The organism is uncultured Zoogloea sp. (assembly GCF_937894855.1).
Classification (GTDB): domain Bacteria; phylum Pseudomonadota; class Gammaproteobacteria; order Burkholderiales; family Rhodocyclaceae; genus Zoogloea; species Zoogloea oryzae.
The window spans coordinates 1-16,511 of the sequence record NZ_CALAYQ010000011.1 but is presented as its reverse complement, the minus strand read 5'-3'; the positions used below and the strand labels follow the sequence as shown (position 1 = coordinate 16,511).

The following is a 16,511-nucleotide window of genomic DNA, read 5'->3' as shown; positions in this document are numbered from 1 at the left end:
TTGTAGCATGCCTTCCGGGCCTCGCTGGCCCGACACGCTACGCCCGCACCCGCGCCTTGGTGGGGTCGAAGTGCGGGAAGGCCACCACCGTCGCGTCCAGCCGCTTGCGATGCCCGTCCAGCTGGCCGACCTGTAGCGCGGTGTCGATGGCGGAATACGCCACATCCACCCGCGCCAGCGCGATCTGGGCGTCGAGGATGGGCGAGCGCACCGTGCTGGTGATCTCGCCCACCTTGGCGCGGCCCACGTAGAGGCCGTCGCCGTGGGCGGCCGGCTCGTTGCTGGCGATGGCGAGGCCCACCAGCTTGCGGCGGGGGTGGGCCTTGCGTTCTTCCAGCGCGGCCTTGCCGATGAAGTCGTCGGGCTTGGAGAGCGCCACGGTGAAGCCGATGCCGGCCTCGAAGGGGTCGGTCTGGTCGCAGAACTCGTGGCCGGCGAAGGCGAGGCCGGCTTCGATGCGCAGCATGTCCAGCGCGTCGAAACCCAGCGGCACGATGCCCAGCGGCGCGCCGGCCTCCATCACCGCCTGCCACACGGCGGGGCCGTCCTTGGGGGCGCACCATAGCTCGAAGCCCAGCTCGCCGGTGTAGCCGGTGCGCGACACCACCAGCGGAATGCCGGTGGGGCCGCCCAGGCGCGCGGCGGTGAAGCGGAACCAGCCCAGCTCGCCGATGGCCGGCTGGATCGGGGCGGTCCACAAGATCTTGGCCAGCAGCTCGCGGCTCTTCGGGCCCTGCACCGCGAGGTTATGCAGCGCGTCGGTGGCGTCGCGGATGCGCACGTCGAAGTCACCGGCAGCGGCCTGCTCACGCAGCCACAGGCCGGTGGTGTCCTCGCCGCACACGACGCGGAACACGTCGCGCCCCAGGCGGAACACCGTGCCGTCGTCCATCATGCCGCCGTGGGCGTGGCACACGGCGGTATAGACCACCTGCCCGATGGCCAGCTTGCGCAGGTCGCGGGTCTGCACCTTTTGCAGCAGCGCTTCGGCGTCGGGGCCGGTGACGTCGAACTTGCGCAGGGCGGAGAGATCCATCACCGCCACCTTCTCGCGGCAGGCCCAGTACTCGGCCAGGGTGCCGTGGCCCACGAAGCTGCGGGGCAGCCAGAAGCCCTTGTAGTCGATGAAGTCGCGGGTGAGGGTTTCGGTGACCGGCGCGAAGGCGCTCGGGCGGGTCAGGCGGGCGGGGGCGTCGGGCGTCATGCGATGGGCCAGGGCTCGGGGGAAGTGGTGGGCGGCATCGTAGATGCGCGCCTCGATGTCGGTGGGCTGCCAGGCGTTGGCGGGGTCGATGTCGTCGGCGCAGGACGACACCGCCACCACCAGATCCTTCAGGGCGCGCAGCAGCACGTAGTCGCCGGGCTTCGACCACGGCTCGGCAAAGCCCAGGCTGCCGCAGGGCTGGATGAAGGTGTTGTAGAAGAAGTTGATCGCCGGCCAGCCGGCCCGGGGCTTGATGCCGAAGGGCGCCAGCGCGGCCGAGAAGTTGTCGCTGCAGTTGGGGTGGCCGGGAAAGCCGGCGTCCTCGTAATACTTGGCGGTGCAGGCGAGCGCGAAGGCGTCGTGGCGGCCGACGGTGTCCTGCACGGTTTCGAGCAGCGGCTGCATGCGCGCGTCGAAATACTTGGCGTGGAGGCCCGGCAGCGGGTAGGCCGAGCCGGCGAGGGTGCGGGTGACGGTGGGGTCGAGGCCCCATTCCTCGCCGGCCGCCAGCGCTTCGGCGTCGAAGGCGAGGAGATCGGAGCACTGCCTGCCGTCCACGTCGATCACCTGGATGAACTGGCCGGCCTTGACGGTGAAGGCGCGGGCGCTGGCGGCGGCGACGCGGATCACTTCCAGCGGCTCGGGGAAGGCCTGCGGGGCCGGCGGCGGGGCGTCGGCGTCGAGCAGAAAGGGATCGGCGTCGGCTTCGGGGTCGAGGGCAGAAATCGGGGTGGGGTCGTTCATGCGAAGGCCTCCTGGCTCGCCAGGCTGCGGTAGCGGCCGCCGCTGAAGACCAGTGGCTCGCCATCCCTGAAGCGCAGGCCGCGCACCTCGCACACGAAGATGGTGTGGTCGCCGCCGGGGTAGCGGGCGTAGGGCACGCATTCGAAGGTGGCGAGGGCGCCTTCCAGCAGCGGGCTGCCCAGCTCGCCGGTGCCATACACCAGATCGGCCCACTTCTCGGCGCCGCCCCGGGCGAAGCGGTTGGAGAGGGCTTCCTGCTCGTGGCCGAGCACGTGGATCGCCAGCGGCCCGCCGCCCGAGAACACCTCGCAGGCTGCGCTCTCGCAGGCGAGGCTGAACAGCACCAGCGGCGGCGTGAGGGACACCGAGTTGAAGGAGCTGACGGTGGCGCCAACCGGCCGGCCGTCGGCATCCCAGGTGGTGACGATGGTGACGCCGGTGGGGAAGAGTCCCAGCACCCGGCGGAACAGGCGGGCGTCGAAGGGGGCGCTGAGCAGGTTCTCGGCTGGCGCGGAGGGGCAGAAGGCGGTGGTCATGGTGTCTCCGTTTTCGGGGGCGGAGGGGCGGGCCGCCCGGTGGGACGGCCCGGGTTGCGTCAAGCCTGGGCTTCGGCCAGCAGCTTGGCGGCGAAGGCGGCTTTTTCGTCCTTGCTCATCTTCTTGAGCTCGTTGTTGAGGACGCGCTGGTTGACCGACTGGTTCCAGTAATCCAGCACCTCGAACCCGAGCAGCGCGGCCTTGCCGACGAACTGGCGCAGCACCTCGTTGGTGGGGCCCATCACCCAGCCGGCCTTGCCGTCGCGCAGCAGGCGCTCGATGCCCAGGGCGGGCTTGTAGCCGGTGCCGCCGCAGGCGTGGAGCATCTTGTCCACCACGAAGGTGACGTTCTTGGAGGCGAAGAACTTGACCTGCCACAGCCAGTTGAGGATCTGGGTGCGCGGCAGGTGGTCGATCTTGGCGTGGGCCGACCAGTCGCAGCCGTCGGTCAGGTCGTCCAGCGCCTTGGCGGCGAGATATACGTAGCTGCGGCTGGCGTTGGTGTCGATCAGGCACTCGCCCACGTAGTCCTGGATGGTGGGGTAGTCGGCCACGCGCATGCCCACGTCGTTGTGCACCTTGCGGGTGGTGTGGTTCTTGGTGATGTCCATGGCGGCGAGGCAGATGCCGTTCCAGCAGGCCGACGAGCACACCAGGAAGAAGGGATCGACCACTTCGTCGTTGGACTTGGCGCCGTCGCCGATGGGGCCGACCAGCGCGTCCGGGGCGATGTCGACGCCGTCCACCGAGATCGGGCCGGACTGGTTGCCGCGCATCCCGAGGCCGTCCCAGTTGGCCGGGTCGGCGTGGATCTGGTCCTTGGTGACGAGGAAGCAGGACAGGTTGGAGTAGTCGCCGCCGAAATCGGGGGAGGTGGTCTGGATGATGTACCAGTCGGCAAAGCCGCCGGAGGTGGTCCAGGAGGCCTTCTTGAAGACCTTCCAGCCCTTGTCGGTGCGCTCGGCGCGGGACGACATGGGATACCAGAAGTGGGAGCCGGTCTCCGGGTCGGAATACGACAGGGTGCCGATCAGCACGTCCTGGTCCACGCGGCGCAGGATGTCCTTCAGGCGTTCGTTGTCGTGGTGGCGTAAGAGCGCGGCGGCGCAGGCGCCCAGGTGCATGGTGTAGCACATGGCGGTGGAGGGGCAGCCGTAGCGGGCGATGGTCTCGACCACCATCGCGGCGCACACGTGGCTCTCGCCGCGGCCGCCGAGCTCCTTGGGGATGGTGAGGCTGAGGAGGCCCATGGAGGCCAGCGCCTCGAAGTTCTTGCGCGGGTAGATGTACTTCTTGTCGCTCTCGATGGCGTTGGGGCGCAGGGTGGTCTCGCACAGGGCGATCAGGTCGGCCTGCAGGGCGCGCTGCTCGGGGGTGAGCAGCCACTGGGGGCTCCATTCCGCGCCGATGCCGGTGGGGGTGATCTGGGTGGGGGCGTTCATGGTGGTAGTCCTTTTGTCAGTTTGAAGAGGGGGGAATCCGGTGGTCAGCCCGTCAGGGGCGGGCGAGGGTGGTGATGCCCGGCTCGATGCCGATGGGCAGCTCGCGGCCGTCGTCGTGGGCGGCGAGCCAGTCGAGGGCGGTGGGCAGGAAGCGGGTGAGGCCCTTGTAGTCGACGAGCTCCGGCGGCAGCGTGGAGAGCACCCGGTGCAGGCGGGCGCCCCACTTGGGCACGCGGGCCAGCTCGTCGAGGGAGGCGAGGTAGCAGCGGATCGGGAAGAGGATCGCGTTGCTGCGGGGGAGCCGCCACAGGGTCTGCAGCTCGACGCGCAGGTGCAGCTTGCGGCCGATGTTGTCGGGGGTGAGGCTGGCGCGGTCCGGGCCCCACTCGGGGTAGCTCTCGGGAGAGGTGTCGAGGCGCGGGTTGATGGTCATCGTCCAGTTGAGGCGGCGCATCGGCTGGCCCAGGCGCAGCATCAGCAGGAACTTGAGCGCCCGCTCGAAGACGCCGGCCTGGTGGGCCAGGGGCACCGGGCCGTGCCACTCCATGAAGCTCATGCCCACGTCGAATTCCAGCGACCAGTCGGCCTGGGAGGTGACCATCCCGGCGTCCATGAAGAGGTTGTTGTCGCGCTGGTCGCAGATGGCGAAGTCGCCCTGGGCCTGGCGGGTGATGTACTCGAAGGGCTCGCAGGGCAGGGTGTCGGGGTTGCCGAAGATGAAGCTCTGCTCGATGCCCAGCGGGCGGTTGATCCACGTCCAGCGGCTGCCGAAGTCGTCGCCTTCCTTGATGAGGGCGAAGTGGGCCGGGTAATCGGCGGCGAGGCTTTCCATCAGCAGCTCGAGGGTGTCCCACTGGGCCAGCATCATGTGGGGCAGGGCCTGGCAGCGGCTGGGGTCGCGCTCCAGGGTGATGGCCTTGTCGCGGCATTCGGCGATGTAGTGCTCATCCACGTCGAAGGGGCGGCGGAAGACGTCGGTCGGGCCGCTGCGGGTGTGCGGCTCGATGTTGACGCTGTACATGTAGCGGTCTTCCGGGAAGGGGAAGGGGAAACGCAGGATCGCGGCGTCGCTGTTGCGGTAGGTGTAGTCGCCGCGGAAGGTTTCGTCGGGCTTGAAGGCGAGGGTCATGATGAGTCTCCGGGGCAGGGTCACAGGTCCAGCACGAGCCGTCCCGAGCGCGCCCGCGACACGCAGGGCATGATCAGGCGGCCGCTTTCGCGCTCGGTGGGGGACAGGAAGTGGTCGCGGTGTTCGGCGTCGCCTTCGAGCAGCGGCGTCGCGCACACGCCGCAGGCGCCGCCGCGGCACAGGCAGGGGGCGGCCACGCCGGCGCGCTCGATGGCTTCGAGCAGGCTCTCGTCCTCGCCCACGCTCACCTCGATGCCGGAGCGGGCGAGGAAGGCGCGGAAGGCCTCGCCACCGCTGAGGGCGGTGCCGAAGTGCTCGCAATGCACGTGGCTGTCGGGCCAGCCGGCGTCGCGGGCGGCGGCGATCACCGCATCGTTCATGGCCGCCGGGCCGCACACGTAGAGGTGGGTGCCGGCCTGCTGGGCGGCGAGGAGGGCCGGGATGTCGAGCCGGTGGCCGTCGGCGTTCCAGTGGAAGGCCACCTCGGCGCCCTCCGGCAGCCACGGGGCGAACACCTCACGTTCGTCCGGGCGGCAGCACACGTGCAGCGCGTGGGACGCGCCGCTCAGGCCGAACTCGGCCAGATACGACAGGAAGGGCGTGATGCCGATGCCGCCGGCGATCATCAGCTGGTGGCGGGCGGTGCGCACCGGGGGGAAGAGGTTGCCCGGCCACGCGGCCTCGACGGTGTCGCCCACCGCGAGCTGCTCGTGGATGAAGGCCGAGCCGCCGCGGGAGGCTTCGACCCGCCGCACGATGATCTCGTAGGCGTCGCGGGCGCCGGGGCGGCTGACCAGCGAGTAGGCGTTGCGGTGGGTGCGTGCCGCGGCCTTGAGGCTGAGCTGCACGTGGGCGCCGGCCGAGGCCGGGGGAAGCTTGCCGCCGTCCGCCGCCACCAGGCGCAGGTGGCGCAGGGTGGGGGCGATGGCGGTGGCCGCATCCACGCGCAGCAGGAGGGAGTCGCCGATCATGCGAAGACCTCCTCGCGGGCGGGCACCTGGCCGGGCGCCTCGGCATCCACCATCACGCCCATGAAGGCGCCCAGGCGGCGGGAGAAGTGGTCGCGCACCAGCAGGTGGCGGCCGCAGCCGGCGCAGTCGGCGATGTGGGTGGTCACGTCGTCGGTGATGCTGTGGCAGTGGGTGCACCACACCCGGCGGCGCAGGCTGCCGGCGTGGTGGAGCTGGATCTGCCCGCTGGCGAAGCCCACGTGGCCGGCGGCCTCGGCAACGCGCCACAGGAAGGGTTCGGTGCCGCTCACGTACAGGCGGTCGCCGATGCCGAAGCCGCGGCTGGCGCAGGAGAGGCTGTCCACCACGTCGGCCAGGCTGCCAAGCCGCCACAGCCGGCCCGGGTGGGGGCCCACATCCTGCGGGCCGCCCACGAGCCAGGTGTGGAGCCGGGGCGCCACCGGCCCGAAAGCGCTGGCGAAGGCGGCGAGCAGGGCCGGGGTGAGGGTCTCGCCTTCGACCACCAGCAGGTGGCCGCTGGCGGTGGGCTCCGGGGCCAGGGCGCGGTAGACCGGGCGGCTCTTGATGTCGGAGATCATCATGGCGGCGTTCCTCAGATCACCGCCACGGCGTGGGCGATGGCGATCACCGCCGCGCCGCCGACCAGGGTGAGCCAGGGGAGGATGCCGGCGCGGGTGCCGACGCCCGATTCGCTGCCCAGGTGCATGTCTTCGAGCATCGCCGCCGGGAACTGGCCTTTATCGACGATGTAGTGGCGGTAGAAGAACACCGGCAGGATCAGCGCCGCCGCCAGCAGGCCGGTGGCCAGGGTGCCGGCGCCCCAGATGTCGGCGCCCATGCCCATCAGCGCCAGATTGACGAAGGCCAGCACGGTGCCCACGGCGATCAGCCAGGTGGGCGCGCGGTAGGGGCGCGGCCAGCGCGGGCGGTCGATGCGGTGGATCCAGGCGGCGTTGAGGTTGAGGAAGTTGAAGAGGATGTAGCAGACGTTGGAGATGGCCAGCACGAACACGTAGTCGGACATCAGCAGCAGGAGCAGGTTGAAGCCCAGATCCGTCCACATGGCCGCGGTGGGGGCGCCGTTGCCATTGACGTTGGAGAGGTACTTGGGCAGCCAGCCATCCACCGACGCCTGGTAGAGGGTGCGCGACGAGCCGGCCATGGAGGTCATGATCGACAGCACCAGGGCCAGCACGAGCATGGCCATCAGCACGTGCTCGACCAGCGGGCCGCCGCCCAGCATGTGGGCCATGGCCTGGGCCACGCCCATGCCGCTGTAGATGTCCGGCGACAGGATGCCGTCGTACACCGCCGGGGTGACCACGTTGCCGGCGGCGTCCAGCACCGCCGGGGTGACCAGCTGGCCGAGGCCCAGGCTGCCCTGGAAGGCGAGGGGCACCACGGTGAACACGAAGATGCACAAGAGGCCCGAGTACAGGATGGCCTTGAAGGTGTCGGTGCGCGGGTTGCGGAACTCGCGGGTGTAGCACACCGCCGTCTCGAAGCCGTAGGTGGACCACGCCGCCATGAACAGCCCGCCGGCGATGAGGGTGAAGCCGGCCATGTCCCAGGCGCCGTCGATCACCGCCCCGCCGGCGTCCTTGGCGAGGGGGTAGAGCGGCGCCAGGTTGGCGCCCGGCACGTCACCGGAAACCAGCGGCCACAGGCCGATCAGCATCAGCGGCGCGAGGGCGGCGACGCCCAGCACCATCTGCATGCGCGCCGCCTGCAGGATGCCCCGGTGCTGGATCGCGAAGGCCGCCAGCAGCACCGCCGCGCCCACCACGAAGGTGGCGTTCACCCGCAGCGCCAGGCCGCCCTTGATGAAGCCCAGGTCCATCAGGGTGATCTGCCAGGTGTTGATGGCGGCGTCCGGCGCGAACAGGATCGACAGGATGTAGCCCGCCGCCAGCCCCGAGCCGATCGCCAGCACCGGCGACCAGGCCAGCCAGTTACACCACACCGACAGCGGTGCCAGCATCTTGCTGTAGCGCACCCAGGCCACCGCCCCATACACCGACGCGCCGCCCGACTTGTGGGGGAACAACCCGGCGATCTCGGCGTAGGTGAAGGACTGCAGGAAGCCGAAGGCGATGGAGATGATCCACACCGCCCACGACGGCTTGCCCACCGTGGCGGCGATGGAGCCGATGGAGAAAAGCACCAGCGCCGGCACGCCGCTGGCCACCCAGAAGGCGCCGGCCCAGCCGATCCGGCGGTGGAGCGTCGCGCCGCCACTCTCGATGCCGCCTGATACGGCATCCACTGTCGTCGTGTTCATCTGCGTACTCCTCGAAGGTCGGAAAAGTCACACCGCAATCAATGCGATACGGCTGCACTCTCGGCTTCGTTGGTGCACTGAACAATTCGACTTTGGGAGTAGGTCGGAGGGGGAATTGAGGATCATCGCGCGCGGGCGTGGAATGGCATCACCCCAACACCGACAGAGGCATGACCATGAAAACCACGACCCCGAAAGCCCTGCGCCTTGCCCTTTTGCTGGGCCTGCCGGCACTTGCCGCGCCGGCCTTCGCCGAAGACGCGCCGGCCCCCGCCCCGGCGCTCACCAGCAACGTCGGCATCGTGTCGGAGTACGTCTTCCGCGGCATCCGTCAGACCTGGGGCAACCCGGCGCTGCAGGGTGGCATCGACTATGCCCACGAGAGCGGCTTCTACGCCGGCACCTGGCTCTCCAACACCAGCAGCAACCTGTACGCCAACGCCAACATCGAGGTGGATCTGTACGGCGGCTACCGGGGCGCGGTGGATGACTTCAGCTACGACGTGGGCGTGCTGCAGTTCCTCTTCCCGGGGGCCAACTACGACAAGATCACCCCCGCCGGCAGCTACGCCAGCAAGCGCTACAACTCCACCGAGCTGTATCTTTCGGGCACCTGGAAGTGGCTCAACGTGAAGTACTCGCGGGCCATGACCGACGTGGGCTACTTCGGCTTCAACAACAACAACGCCGGCCCCGGCGCCTTTCCCGGCAATCCCGGCGCGGGGGTGAGCGGCAGCGACACCTCGGGCTCGTGGTACATCGAGGCCAACGCCACCTACGAATTCCTGCCCGGCTGGACCGGCATGCTCCACGCCGGCCGCCAGACCATCACCCACTCCAGCGGCCTCAGCTACAGCGACTACAAGGCGGGCGTGACGAAGGCGATGGACGGCGGCTGGGTGCTCGGCCTCGCCTACACCACCACCGTTGGCACCGACTACTGGAAGAACTACCCCAGCGTCGCCGGCAACGGCACCACCAAGGACATGGGCGCGGGCACCTGGATCGCGTCGGTGAATCGCAGCTTCTGATCCCGCGTCAGGCAGAAATGCAAAAAGGCGGCCCCGGTTGCGGGTGCCGCCTTTTGTCGTCGTGGTGCTGCTGGCTTATGCCGGGCAGTCGATGACCAGGATCGAGATGTCGTCGTGGGCCGGGGTGCCGGCGAGGTGGGTGGTGAGGGCGGCACGCAGGCGGGCGATCAGATCCTCGCTGCGGGGGCTGGCGAGGCTGTGGGCGAGGCGGGCCTCGCCGAAGGCTTCGCCGTCCGGGCCGGTGGCTTCGACCACGCCGTCGGAGAGCATCACCAGCCGGGCCGGCTCGGTCCAGCTGAAGGTCTCGAAAGCCTTGATGCCGTCGGCCTCGCGGGTCACGCCCAGGGGCAGGTTGCGGGATTCGAAGCGGCGCACGATGCGGCCGCTGTCGTCGATCATCTGCATGCCCGGGATGCCGCCCACCCACACCTCGCCTTCCCGCGCCTGCTCGTCCAGGCTGACGAACGCGGCGGCCACGAAGCGCCCGGCGGGCAGCGAGTTGGCGAGCACGAAGTTGATGGCGTCCACGATGCCGGAGAGGGGCTCGTTCTGTTCGACCAGGCGGTAGAACTCCTGCACCACCGGCAGCACGCTCACCGCGGCGGCCAGGCCGTGGCCGGTGGCGTCGGCCAGCAGCGCGTGGAGCCGGCCGTCCGGTGAGCGGGCGGCGAGGATCAGGTCGCCCGAGAAGTTGGTGGCGGGCATCAGGGTGTAGTGGATGCCGGCCTGGCGGATGAGGTCGGTGCGGATCTGGTGGTCGAGGATGCGCCGGGCCATCCTGGCTTCGCGCTCGTGCTCGTCGTAGTGGTGCTGGAGCAGGCTTGCCTGCTCGGCCACCTTGATCTGGGTGAGCTTGCTCTCGGTGTTGTCGCGCAGGGTTTCGACCACCGCGATGAGCTTGCCGGCGTCGTCGAACACCGGGCCGGCATCGACCACCAGATAAAGGTGCTTGCCCCGGCGGGGCATGGTGCACCAGTTTTCGGCGTGCACGCCGTGGGCCGGGGTGTCGGGCTCGTCGTGGGTGGTGTAGAGCTTGTCGATCAGCGACCAGTCGTTGCGGGCCAGCAGGTCGGCCAGGCAGGGGCGCGGGGTGTCGTAGAAGGCCCGCCAGTGGTCGCGGGTGCCGATGACTTCGTGGGCCGGGATGCCGGTGAGGCGTTCGCAGGCGCGGTTCCAGATGAGCACCCGCTGTTCGGCGTCGAGCACGAAGGTGGGCACCACCAGGTGCTCCATCAGGGTGATGGCGAAATTGGTCGGGTTGGTTTGGGTGGCGGCAGGGGGCGCGTGGACGGTCGGCATCGCGGGTCTCCGGCGGAGTGGACGGACGGTAGGTCCGTACATTAACGGCGGGAGAGGGCGATATTTGACGCCGATTGACAGTCTGGCGCCCCGAGGGCCAGCCAGCCGGCGGCAGGTGCCGCCGGCACAGGGCGATCAGCCGGTGATGGCGGTCTCGATGGCGGCCACCAGCTTGTCGGCGTCGGGGGCGGTATCGGGCGCGAAGCGGCGCAGCACGGTGCCGTCACGGCCGATCAGGAACTTCTCGAAATTCCACACCACTTCGGGTGCGGCGGTCGGCTCGATCTTGTAGCCGCGGAGCATGTCTTCCATGCCGGCGCGGTCTTCGGTCTCGGGTTTGGCGGCGGTGAGGGTGGCATACAGCGGGTGCTTGTCCGCCCCGGTGGCGACGAGCTTGCTGTACATCGGAAACTGCACGCCGAAGTTGGCGGTGCAGAAGCTGGCGATCTCGGCGTCGGTGCCCGGCTCCTGCCCGGCAAAGTCGTTGGCCGGGAAGCCCAGCACCGCAAAACCCTTGTCGGCAAAGCGCTCATGCAGCGCTTCCAGCCCTTCGTACTGCTTGGTGAGGCCGCACTTGGAGGCCACGTTGACCACCAGCAGCACCTTGCCGGCGTGCTCGGCGAGGGTGGCGGGGGTGCCGTCGATCTTGTTGAGGGGGATGGTGTAGAGGGATTGGGTCATCGTTGTTGTCCTCGGTTGGGGGGTAATCAGGATTGCGCCTTGCGTTGGGCGGCCTTGGTGAGCCGTTCGTACATGCGTTTGGCCGCGTTGCGGGTTTCTGGTTCCAGCACATCGAGCAGATCGGGCTTGTCCTCCACTGCCGCCTCGAAGGCGAGGAGCAGCGGGCGGGCGTGGCGCTCGTAGCCGAGACCGTGCAGCAGGCCCAGCACACTGGCCGCCTGGGTGCGGTTGGCGAGAAGGGGGGCGAGGAAGTCTTCGACGAAGGCGGTGCTGACCAAAACGGTGGGGATGTCGCCTGCGCCGGCGAGGAGGGCTTCCAGGGCGGCGCGGGTGTCGGCGAAGTTGCGGGCGGCGAGGGCGTGGGTGGCGGCGTTGGTTTGGCGGCGGGTGCGGGTGCGGTCGAGTTCGGATTGCCAGAAGCCGCGGATATCCGTCTCCAAAGTTATGGCCTTCTCGAAGGCTGCTTCAGCTGCGTCGAGGTTGCCTTGCTCTGCTTGGAGGCGCCCCAGATTGCCATAGACTCGACCGTAATAGGGGTCTAGTGCGAGAGCCTGTTGGTACGCGGATTTAGCTTCTTCGATACGACTCGGTTTGAGTGAGAGGAGTGAGCCGAGATTGCCCCATAGGAAAGGTTGAGTAGGGTCTAAATCGATGGCTCTGTGGTAAATGGCTTCCGATTCGTCAGTACTTTTGGATTGCGATGCAAGAAAAGCACCTAGGTTGTTCATTGCCATGACGTTCGAGGGTTCCACTTCAATGGCCCTTCTGTAAGCTGCTTCGGACTCATTTCCGCGCCCCGGAAGATCGGCGAGCAAGTTGCCGAGGCACACCCATTGCCATGAGATATTCGGGTCGATACTGATCGCTTTGCGAAAGGCTGCTTCAGCTTCTTCGGCGCGATCGAATTGTTTAGCCAGGAGTATGCCAAGTCCGTTCCATAGGCGAGCATCGGTAGGATTAAGTTGTATAGCAAGTTGAATCGCTGCTTCGGCACCTGTTGAATCTTTGTTACTGGCTGCTAGTAAAAATCCCCGTTCGAATTCTGCGCGAGCTGTAATGCCACGGCGGATGGCCTCATCGAGAGCACGTCGGGCCAGCTCAACTTGCCCAGCTCGGCGGAAGGCGCCGGCGACTTGTGCCCACTCGTCTGTGCTGGCCCCCGTCGCATGGAGTCGCCCCCAGGAGTACCAATGCTCTGCGGCTTCCGCATCGGCAAATTCGACGTAGTTCCACGTACCTGCTAGTCGCCACGCTAGATCGGTAATGTTCGTCAGCCCACTTGATCGTTGTGCCAGCGTGATGTCGCCAGGGTGAAGGTATGGGAGCGGGAAGAAGCCGCGGGCTCGTAAGCTATGAAGCAGGGGCAAATCGTCGTTTTTTAGGCCGAAATAAAGCAGCTTGCGTCGCTCGGCTAGTTGGTACGTGCGCATGCGCTTGGCCTCAGCGATTGCCGAGGCCGGTGAGCACAGTGCATCGACGGCAGCGCGTTTGGCTTCCAGACGCAGATCGAGCGCGCCGACCAGCGCATCCTGTTCGGCAGGGGTGAGACCGTGGTAGTTGCACTTGGCGAGGCGTGCACGCAGGGCCCGCAGGGTGGCGAGGTCTTCGCTCAAGTCGCTACTCGGAAGAACTTCATCCATTTCTGCGCCGGCTTCGGCTGCGTAGCGGGTGGCACAGTCTGCACCCCAGGCCTCTAGGCTGCGGCGGTTGGGGCGGCTGCCTGGCATGTCTGCCATCGCGAAGGCGAGACGAGCTTCGGCGAGGGCAGAACCGCTTGCGCCCTGCAGCGCGGCGGAGAGTTCTTCCTCGTCGTACATCGCCTCGAGGAATTCGGAAAGGCCCAGCGCGCTCTGGCGGACGCGGCGGTTGCCGCGCATCTGTAGCCACAGGCGGAAGAGTTGTTCGGCGATGCGGTATTGGGTGCGGCCGTGGGCGGCAGATTTTTCGAGGAGGCCTTCCCGCTCCAGCACGTCCAGCTGGGCGGAGACGGTGTTGGTGGGCAGGCCGGCGTGGGCGCCCAGTTCGGCGGCGGTGTGGCCGAAGCGCAGGCCGCTGCCGTCGCCGGGCCGGCGTACCGCGAGGGCGTGCATGACCACCTGGGCCTGCTCGGGCAAATCCTCGAAGCGGGCCTTGTAGTAGGGGGTGGTGAGGTCCATCAGGCGCTCGAAGTCGTCCACCGCGCGGCTGTTGGGGCCTTGCTGGAGCAGGGTGAAGATCAGGCCGATGGCGCGGGGGTTGCCGCCGGTGAGGTCGTAGAGGGCTTCGATGCGGCTGGGGCGGGTTTTGAGGCGGTCCTTGATCTCGGGGCTGCCTTGGCGGTCGGCGAGGTGTTCGAGCACTTGGCGGACTTCGGCGAGTTCGAGCCGGCCCAGGCGCTTGGGGATGAAGAAGTCGTAGAAGGCCTTGTCGTAGTCGGTGAAGGGCTCGGAGAGGCGCACCGAGCCGCCGATGACGATGGGCGAGCGGGTGGTGGACAGGGCTTCGCGCAGTTCCCAGTAGGCGGCGGCGTGGGGGTCCTTGCGCTTGCGGCCTTGCTTGTCGATGCGGTCGAAGACCATGTCGAGGTTGTCCACCAGCATCACCGGGCGGCGCTGCAGTTGGGCACAGGTGTCGAGGAGCAGGGTGAGGCCGGCGTTGGCGGGTTGGTCGCCGCTCCGTGAGGCGGCGCGGCCGGCGTCGGTACGGTCCATCAGGGCGTCGGCTTCGGCGCTGCGACCCAGGCGGTCGAGTTCATCCACCAACGCTTCGCAGGCGGCCCACCAGAAATCGGCCAAGTCCTTGACCTGATAGAGCTCTTCGGGGAAGGACAGGGCGATGAGGTGGTCGGAGAGGTCGGCGTCGCGGCGGATGGCGACGGCGAGGCGTTTGAGCAGGGTGGTCTTGCCGGCGCCGCGCAGGCCGATGAGCAGGTAGTGCTGGACGCTGCCTTCGAGGGGAGCGCGGGCGAGTTCGTCACGCAAGAAACGGAACTCCGCCTGACGGACGATGAAGCCGGCGACGAGGGCGTCGTCGCTGAGCCAGTCGGGGTTGTAGTGGTGGGTGGCGACGCTCACAGGCTGTTCCTCCGGTTCCACCAGCGGCGCAGGGGTTCGAGGGCGAAGCGGTAGTGGCGGGTGCCGCTGCTGTCGTCGGCGAGCCAGTAGGCGTCGCGGAGGAGGATGTCGCGCAGGCGTACGAAGAGGGCGCGGGCTTCGTCGTCAGTGGCGTCGGGGTGGCGTTGCTGGACGGTGGCGAGCAGGTTTTCGGCGCGGGTGCCGCGCGCGAGGGTGGCGCTCTGGTTGAGCAGGGCCTTGGCGAGGGCGGCGAGGGGCGCGCTGAGTTGCATGTTCAGGCGGCTGTCCCAGTGGTGGAAATCGTTATCGGCGCCGACGCCGGGCTGGATGATCAGCTCGATGGTCTTGTCGATGAGATCCTGCGGTGGCGTGCCGGGGTTTGCGGCGATCAGGCTGCGCAGTTGCTGGAAGACGATCTGGAGGTAATAGGGCTGGGGCCAGCTCACGGCATCGACGAGGCTACGGACGGCTGTGTCGTCGAGGGTGATGGCGTAGCTGGTGGCCAGTTCGCGGATCAGCTGGCAGGCCAGTGGGTCGGTGAAGGGCGGCAGGTTCTGGTGATTGAGGCTGTTGATGGTGTCGGCCATGCCGTGCTCCTGCACCAGCGTGTCGAGGCCCACCGAGCCGGAGATCAGCCAGCGCACCTTGCCGGCGCTGGCGAGGGCGCGCACGTCGTTGCGGAACCAGTCGAGGAAGCGGCGCACCCGCTGCACGCCGTTTGCCGAGTCTTGCCGAATGATGTTGAAGAGCATGATCGGCAGCTCATCCACGTAGATCAGCCAGTGGTCGTCAAGCTCGCCGAGGAGGGCCAGCAGATCGTTGCCGACCGTGGCCCAGTCGTCGGCGTCGGTGCTGGCCAGCCCGACTTCGGCTGTGGCGCCAAAACCGCCGAGTTTGAGGGATTTGATGCGCTTGCCCAAGGCGCCGAGCTTGTCTCGCATCTCGTCCCACAGCTTGCCGGTGAAGGAGTCGAGGGCTTTTTTGAGGGCATCTTCGAGTTTGTCGAGAAAGCCTTTTTCATCGTTACACGAGGCAACGACGATCTCGACGACCTTCCAGCCGTCCTTGTGGGTGATGGCCATCACCGCGCGGGCGAGGGAGGTCTTGCCGATCCGCCGGGGGCCGAGGAGCAGGATGTCGTCGTGGTTGAGGATTTCGCGGAGGTGGCGGGCGACGTCGTCGCGACCGAAGAAGTTGTCGCCCTCGACGGGAGAGCCGGCGATGTTGTCCATGATGTGGTCTTGGTGTTTGCGCAAAGAAAATATAGTGCAAAGAATTCTTTGTGCAAAGAAGATTTTGTATTATTGCTGCCGATTTTGGGTGCCAAGCTCGGCGTCAACGAAAAAGGGCGTCCCGCGGGACGCCCTTTCAATGCCTACCGGCTGAGCGGCTTACACCACCCCCGCCCCATGCGCCTGCTGGTCGGCCCAGTAGCTGGAGCGGACCATGGGGCCGCAGGCGGCGTTCTTGAAGCCCATCTTGAGCGCTTCGGTCTCGAACATCTTGAAGGTGTCGGGATGGACGTAGCGCAGCACCGGCAGGTGGCCGCCGGAGGGCTGGAGGTACTGGCCGATGGTGAGCATGTCCACGTTGTGGGCGCGCATGTCGCGCATCACTTCGAGGATCTCGTCGTCGGTTTCGCCGAGGCCGACCATCAGGCCGGACTTGGTGCTCACATCGGGGTGACGCGCCTTGAACTGCTTAAGGAGTTCCAGCGAGTAGGCGTATTCGGCGCCCGGGCGGGCCTGCTTGTAGAGGCGCGGCACGGTTTCGAGGTTGTGGTTCATCACGTCCGGCGGGGCCTGGTCGAAGATGTCGAGGGCGATCTCCATGCGGCCGCGGAAATCCGGCACCAGCACTTCGATGCTGGTCTTGGGGCTGGCCTCGCGGGTGGAGCGGATGCACTCGACGAAGTGCTGGGCGCCGCCGTCGCGCAGGTCGTCGCGATCCACGCTGGTGATCACCACGTAGTTGAGGCGCATCGCGGCGATGGTCTTGGCGAGATCCGCCGGCTCGTTGGCGTTGAGGGGCTCGGGACGGCCGTGGCCCACGTCGCAGAAGGGGCAGCGGCGGGTGCAGATGTCACCCATGATCATGAAGGTGGCCGTGCCCTTGCCGAAGCATTCGTGGATGTTGGGGC

At 67.8% G+C, this 16,511-nt stretch carries 13 protein-coding genes; 1 reads left to right on the top strand and 12 read right to left on the bottom strand.

The annotated features are described in order from the left end of the window. Positions 1-37 precede the first annotated feature (37 nt). The 7 genes from Q0672_RS00940 to Q0672_RS00910 are packed head-to-tail and all read right to left on the bottom strand — an operon-like array spanning position 38 to position 8,307. On the bottom strand, positions 38-1,948 hold the full coding sequence (locus Q0672_RS00940; RefSeq protein WP_298618819.1) for a DUF1989 domain-containing protein: 1,911 nt from the start codon (positions 1,946-1,948) through the stop codon (positions 38-40). Continuing rightward, positions 1,945-2,484: a flavin reductase family protein gene (locus Q0672_RS00935; protein ID WP_298618817.1), complete on the bottom strand. Its 540-nt coding sequence runs from the start codon at positions 2,482-2,484 to the stop codon at positions 1,945-1,947. Before Q0672_RS00935 ends, Q0672_RS00940 begins: the two co-directional genes overlap by 4 nt. 59 nt (positions 2,485-2,543) lie before the next feature. Next, entirely contained in the window at positions 2,544-3,926 is a 1,383-nt protein-coding gene (locus tag Q0672_RS00930) for an acyl-CoA dehydrogenase family protein (protein ID WP_298618815.1), read from the bottom strand. Positions 3,927-3,978: 52 nt separating this feature from the next. After that, on the bottom strand, positions 3,979-5,055 hold the full coding sequence (locus Q0672_RS00925) for a DUF3445 domain-containing protein (RefSeq protein WP_298618813.1): 1,077 nt from the start codon (positions 5,053-5,055) through the stop codon (positions 3,979-3,981). 20 nt (positions 5,056-5,075) lie between these two features. Then, positions 5,076-6,026 carry a PDR/VanB family oxidoreductase gene (locus Q0672_RS00920; protein WP_298618811.1) on the bottom strand — a complete coding sequence of 317 codons (951 nt, stop codon included), beginning with the start codon at positions 6,024-6,026 and terminating at the stop codon, positions 5,076-5,078. After that, a complete protein-coding gene (locus Q0672_RS00915) occupies positions 6,023-6,607 on the bottom strand; it encodes a dimethylamine monooxygenase subunit DmmA family protein (RefSeq protein WP_298618809.1) in 585 nt (194 codons plus the stop codon). Before Q0672_RS00915 ends, Q0672_RS00920 begins: the two co-directional genes overlap by 4 nt. An 11-nt stretch (positions 6,608-6,618) precedes the next feature. Then, positions 6,619-8,307: an APC family permease gene (locus tag Q0672_RS00910; protein WP_153162832.1), complete on the bottom strand. Its 1,689-nt coding sequence runs from the start codon at positions 8,305-8,307 to the stop codon at positions 6,619-6,621. Positions 8,308-8,483: 176 nt separating this feature from the next. On the opposite strand from Q0672_RS00910, the gene Q0672_RS00905 reads away from it, so the two are divergent. Continuing rightward, positions 8,484-9,338 (top strand): TorF family putative porin, encoded by an 855-nt coding sequence (locus Q0672_RS00905; RefSeq protein ID WP_298618805.1) that lies wholly within the window; start codon positions 8,484-8,486, stop codon positions 9,336-9,338. A gap of 75 nt (positions 9,339-9,413) precedes the next feature. On the opposite strand, the gene Q0672_RS00900 is transcribed toward Q0672_RS00905, so the two are convergent. From Q0672_RS00900 to lipA, 5 genes are all read right to left on the bottom strand, one after another. After that, the gene (locus Q0672_RS00900; protein WP_298618804.1) at positions 9,414-10,637 is read right to left on the bottom strand and encodes a SpoIIE family protein phosphatase; all 1,224 of its coding nucleotides are present in this window, start codon (positions 10,635-10,637) and stop codon (positions 9,414-9,416) included. 135 nt (positions 10,638-10,772) lie between these two features. Then, positions 10,773-11,318, bottom strand: a complete 546-nt coding sequence (locus tag Q0672_RS00895; protein WP_298618803.1) for a glutathione peroxidase — start codon at positions 11,316-11,318, stop codon at positions 10,773-10,775. A gap of 26 nt (positions 11,319-11,344) precedes the next feature. Further along, positions 11,345-14,371 (bottom strand): tetratricopeptide repeat protein, encoded by a 3,027-nt coding sequence (locus tag Q0672_RS00890; RefSeq protein ID WP_298618801.1) that lies wholly within the window; start codon positions 14,369-14,371, stop codon positions 11,345-11,347. Further along, on the bottom strand, positions 14,368-15,603 hold the full coding sequence (locus Q0672_RS00885; protein WP_298618799.1) for an ATP-binding protein: 1,236 nt from the start codon (positions 15,601-15,603) through the stop codon (positions 14,368-14,370). Before Q0672_RS00885 ends, Q0672_RS00890 begins: the two co-directional genes overlap by 4 nt. Before the next feature lie 159 nt (positions 15,604-15,762). Next, on the bottom strand, positions 15,763-16,511 hold a 749-nt coding region (lipA, locus tag Q0672_RS00880), incomplete at its 5' end, for a lipoyl synthase (protein WP_298618797.1).

Bases quoted from the DNA above. Each gene is read 5' to 3' on its own strand.
- Q0672_RS00940 (WP_298618819.1), bottom strand. From the start codon at position 1,948: ATGAACGACCCCACCCCGATTTCTGCCCTCGACCCCGAAGCCGACGCC.
- Q0672_RS00935 (WP_298618817.1), bottom strand. From the start codon at position 2,484: ATGACCACCGCCTTCTGCCCCTCCGCGCCAGCCGAGAACCTGCTCAGC.
- Q0672_RS00930 (WP_298618815.1), bottom strand. From the start codon at position 3,926: ATGAACGCCCCCACCCAGATCACCCCCACCGGCATCGGCGCGGAATGG.
- Q0672_RS00925 (WP_298618813.1), bottom strand. From the start codon at position 5,055: ATGACCCTCGCCTTCAAGCCCGACGAAACCTTCCGCGGCGACTACACC.
- Q0672_RS00920 (WP_298618811.1), bottom strand. From the start codon at position 6,026: ATGATCGGCGACTCCCTCCTGCTGCGCGTGGATGCGGCCACCGCCATC.
- Q0672_RS00915 (WP_298618809.1), bottom strand. From the start codon at position 6,607: ATGATGATCTCCGACATCAAGAGCCGCCCGGTCTACCGCGCCCTGGCC.
- Q0672_RS00910 (WP_153162832.1), bottom strand. From the start codon at position 8,307: ATGAACACGACGACAGTGGATGCCGTATCAGGCGGCATCGAGAGTGGC.
- Q0672_RS00905 (WP_298618805.1), top strand. From the start codon at position 8,484: ATGAAAACCACGACCCCGAAAGCCCTGCGCCTTGCCCTTTTGCTGGGC.
- Q0672_RS00900 (WP_298618804.1), bottom strand. From the start codon at position 10,637: ATGCCGACCGTCCACGCGCCCCCTGCCGCCACCCAAACCAACCCGACC.
- Q0672_RS00895 (WP_298618803.1), bottom strand. From the start codon at position 11,318: ATGACCCAATCCCTCTACACCATCCCCCTCAACAAGATCGACGGCACC.
- Q0672_RS00885 (WP_298618799.1), bottom strand. From the start codon at position 15,603: ATGGACAACATCGCCGGCTCTCCCGTCGAGGGCGACAACTTCTTCGGT.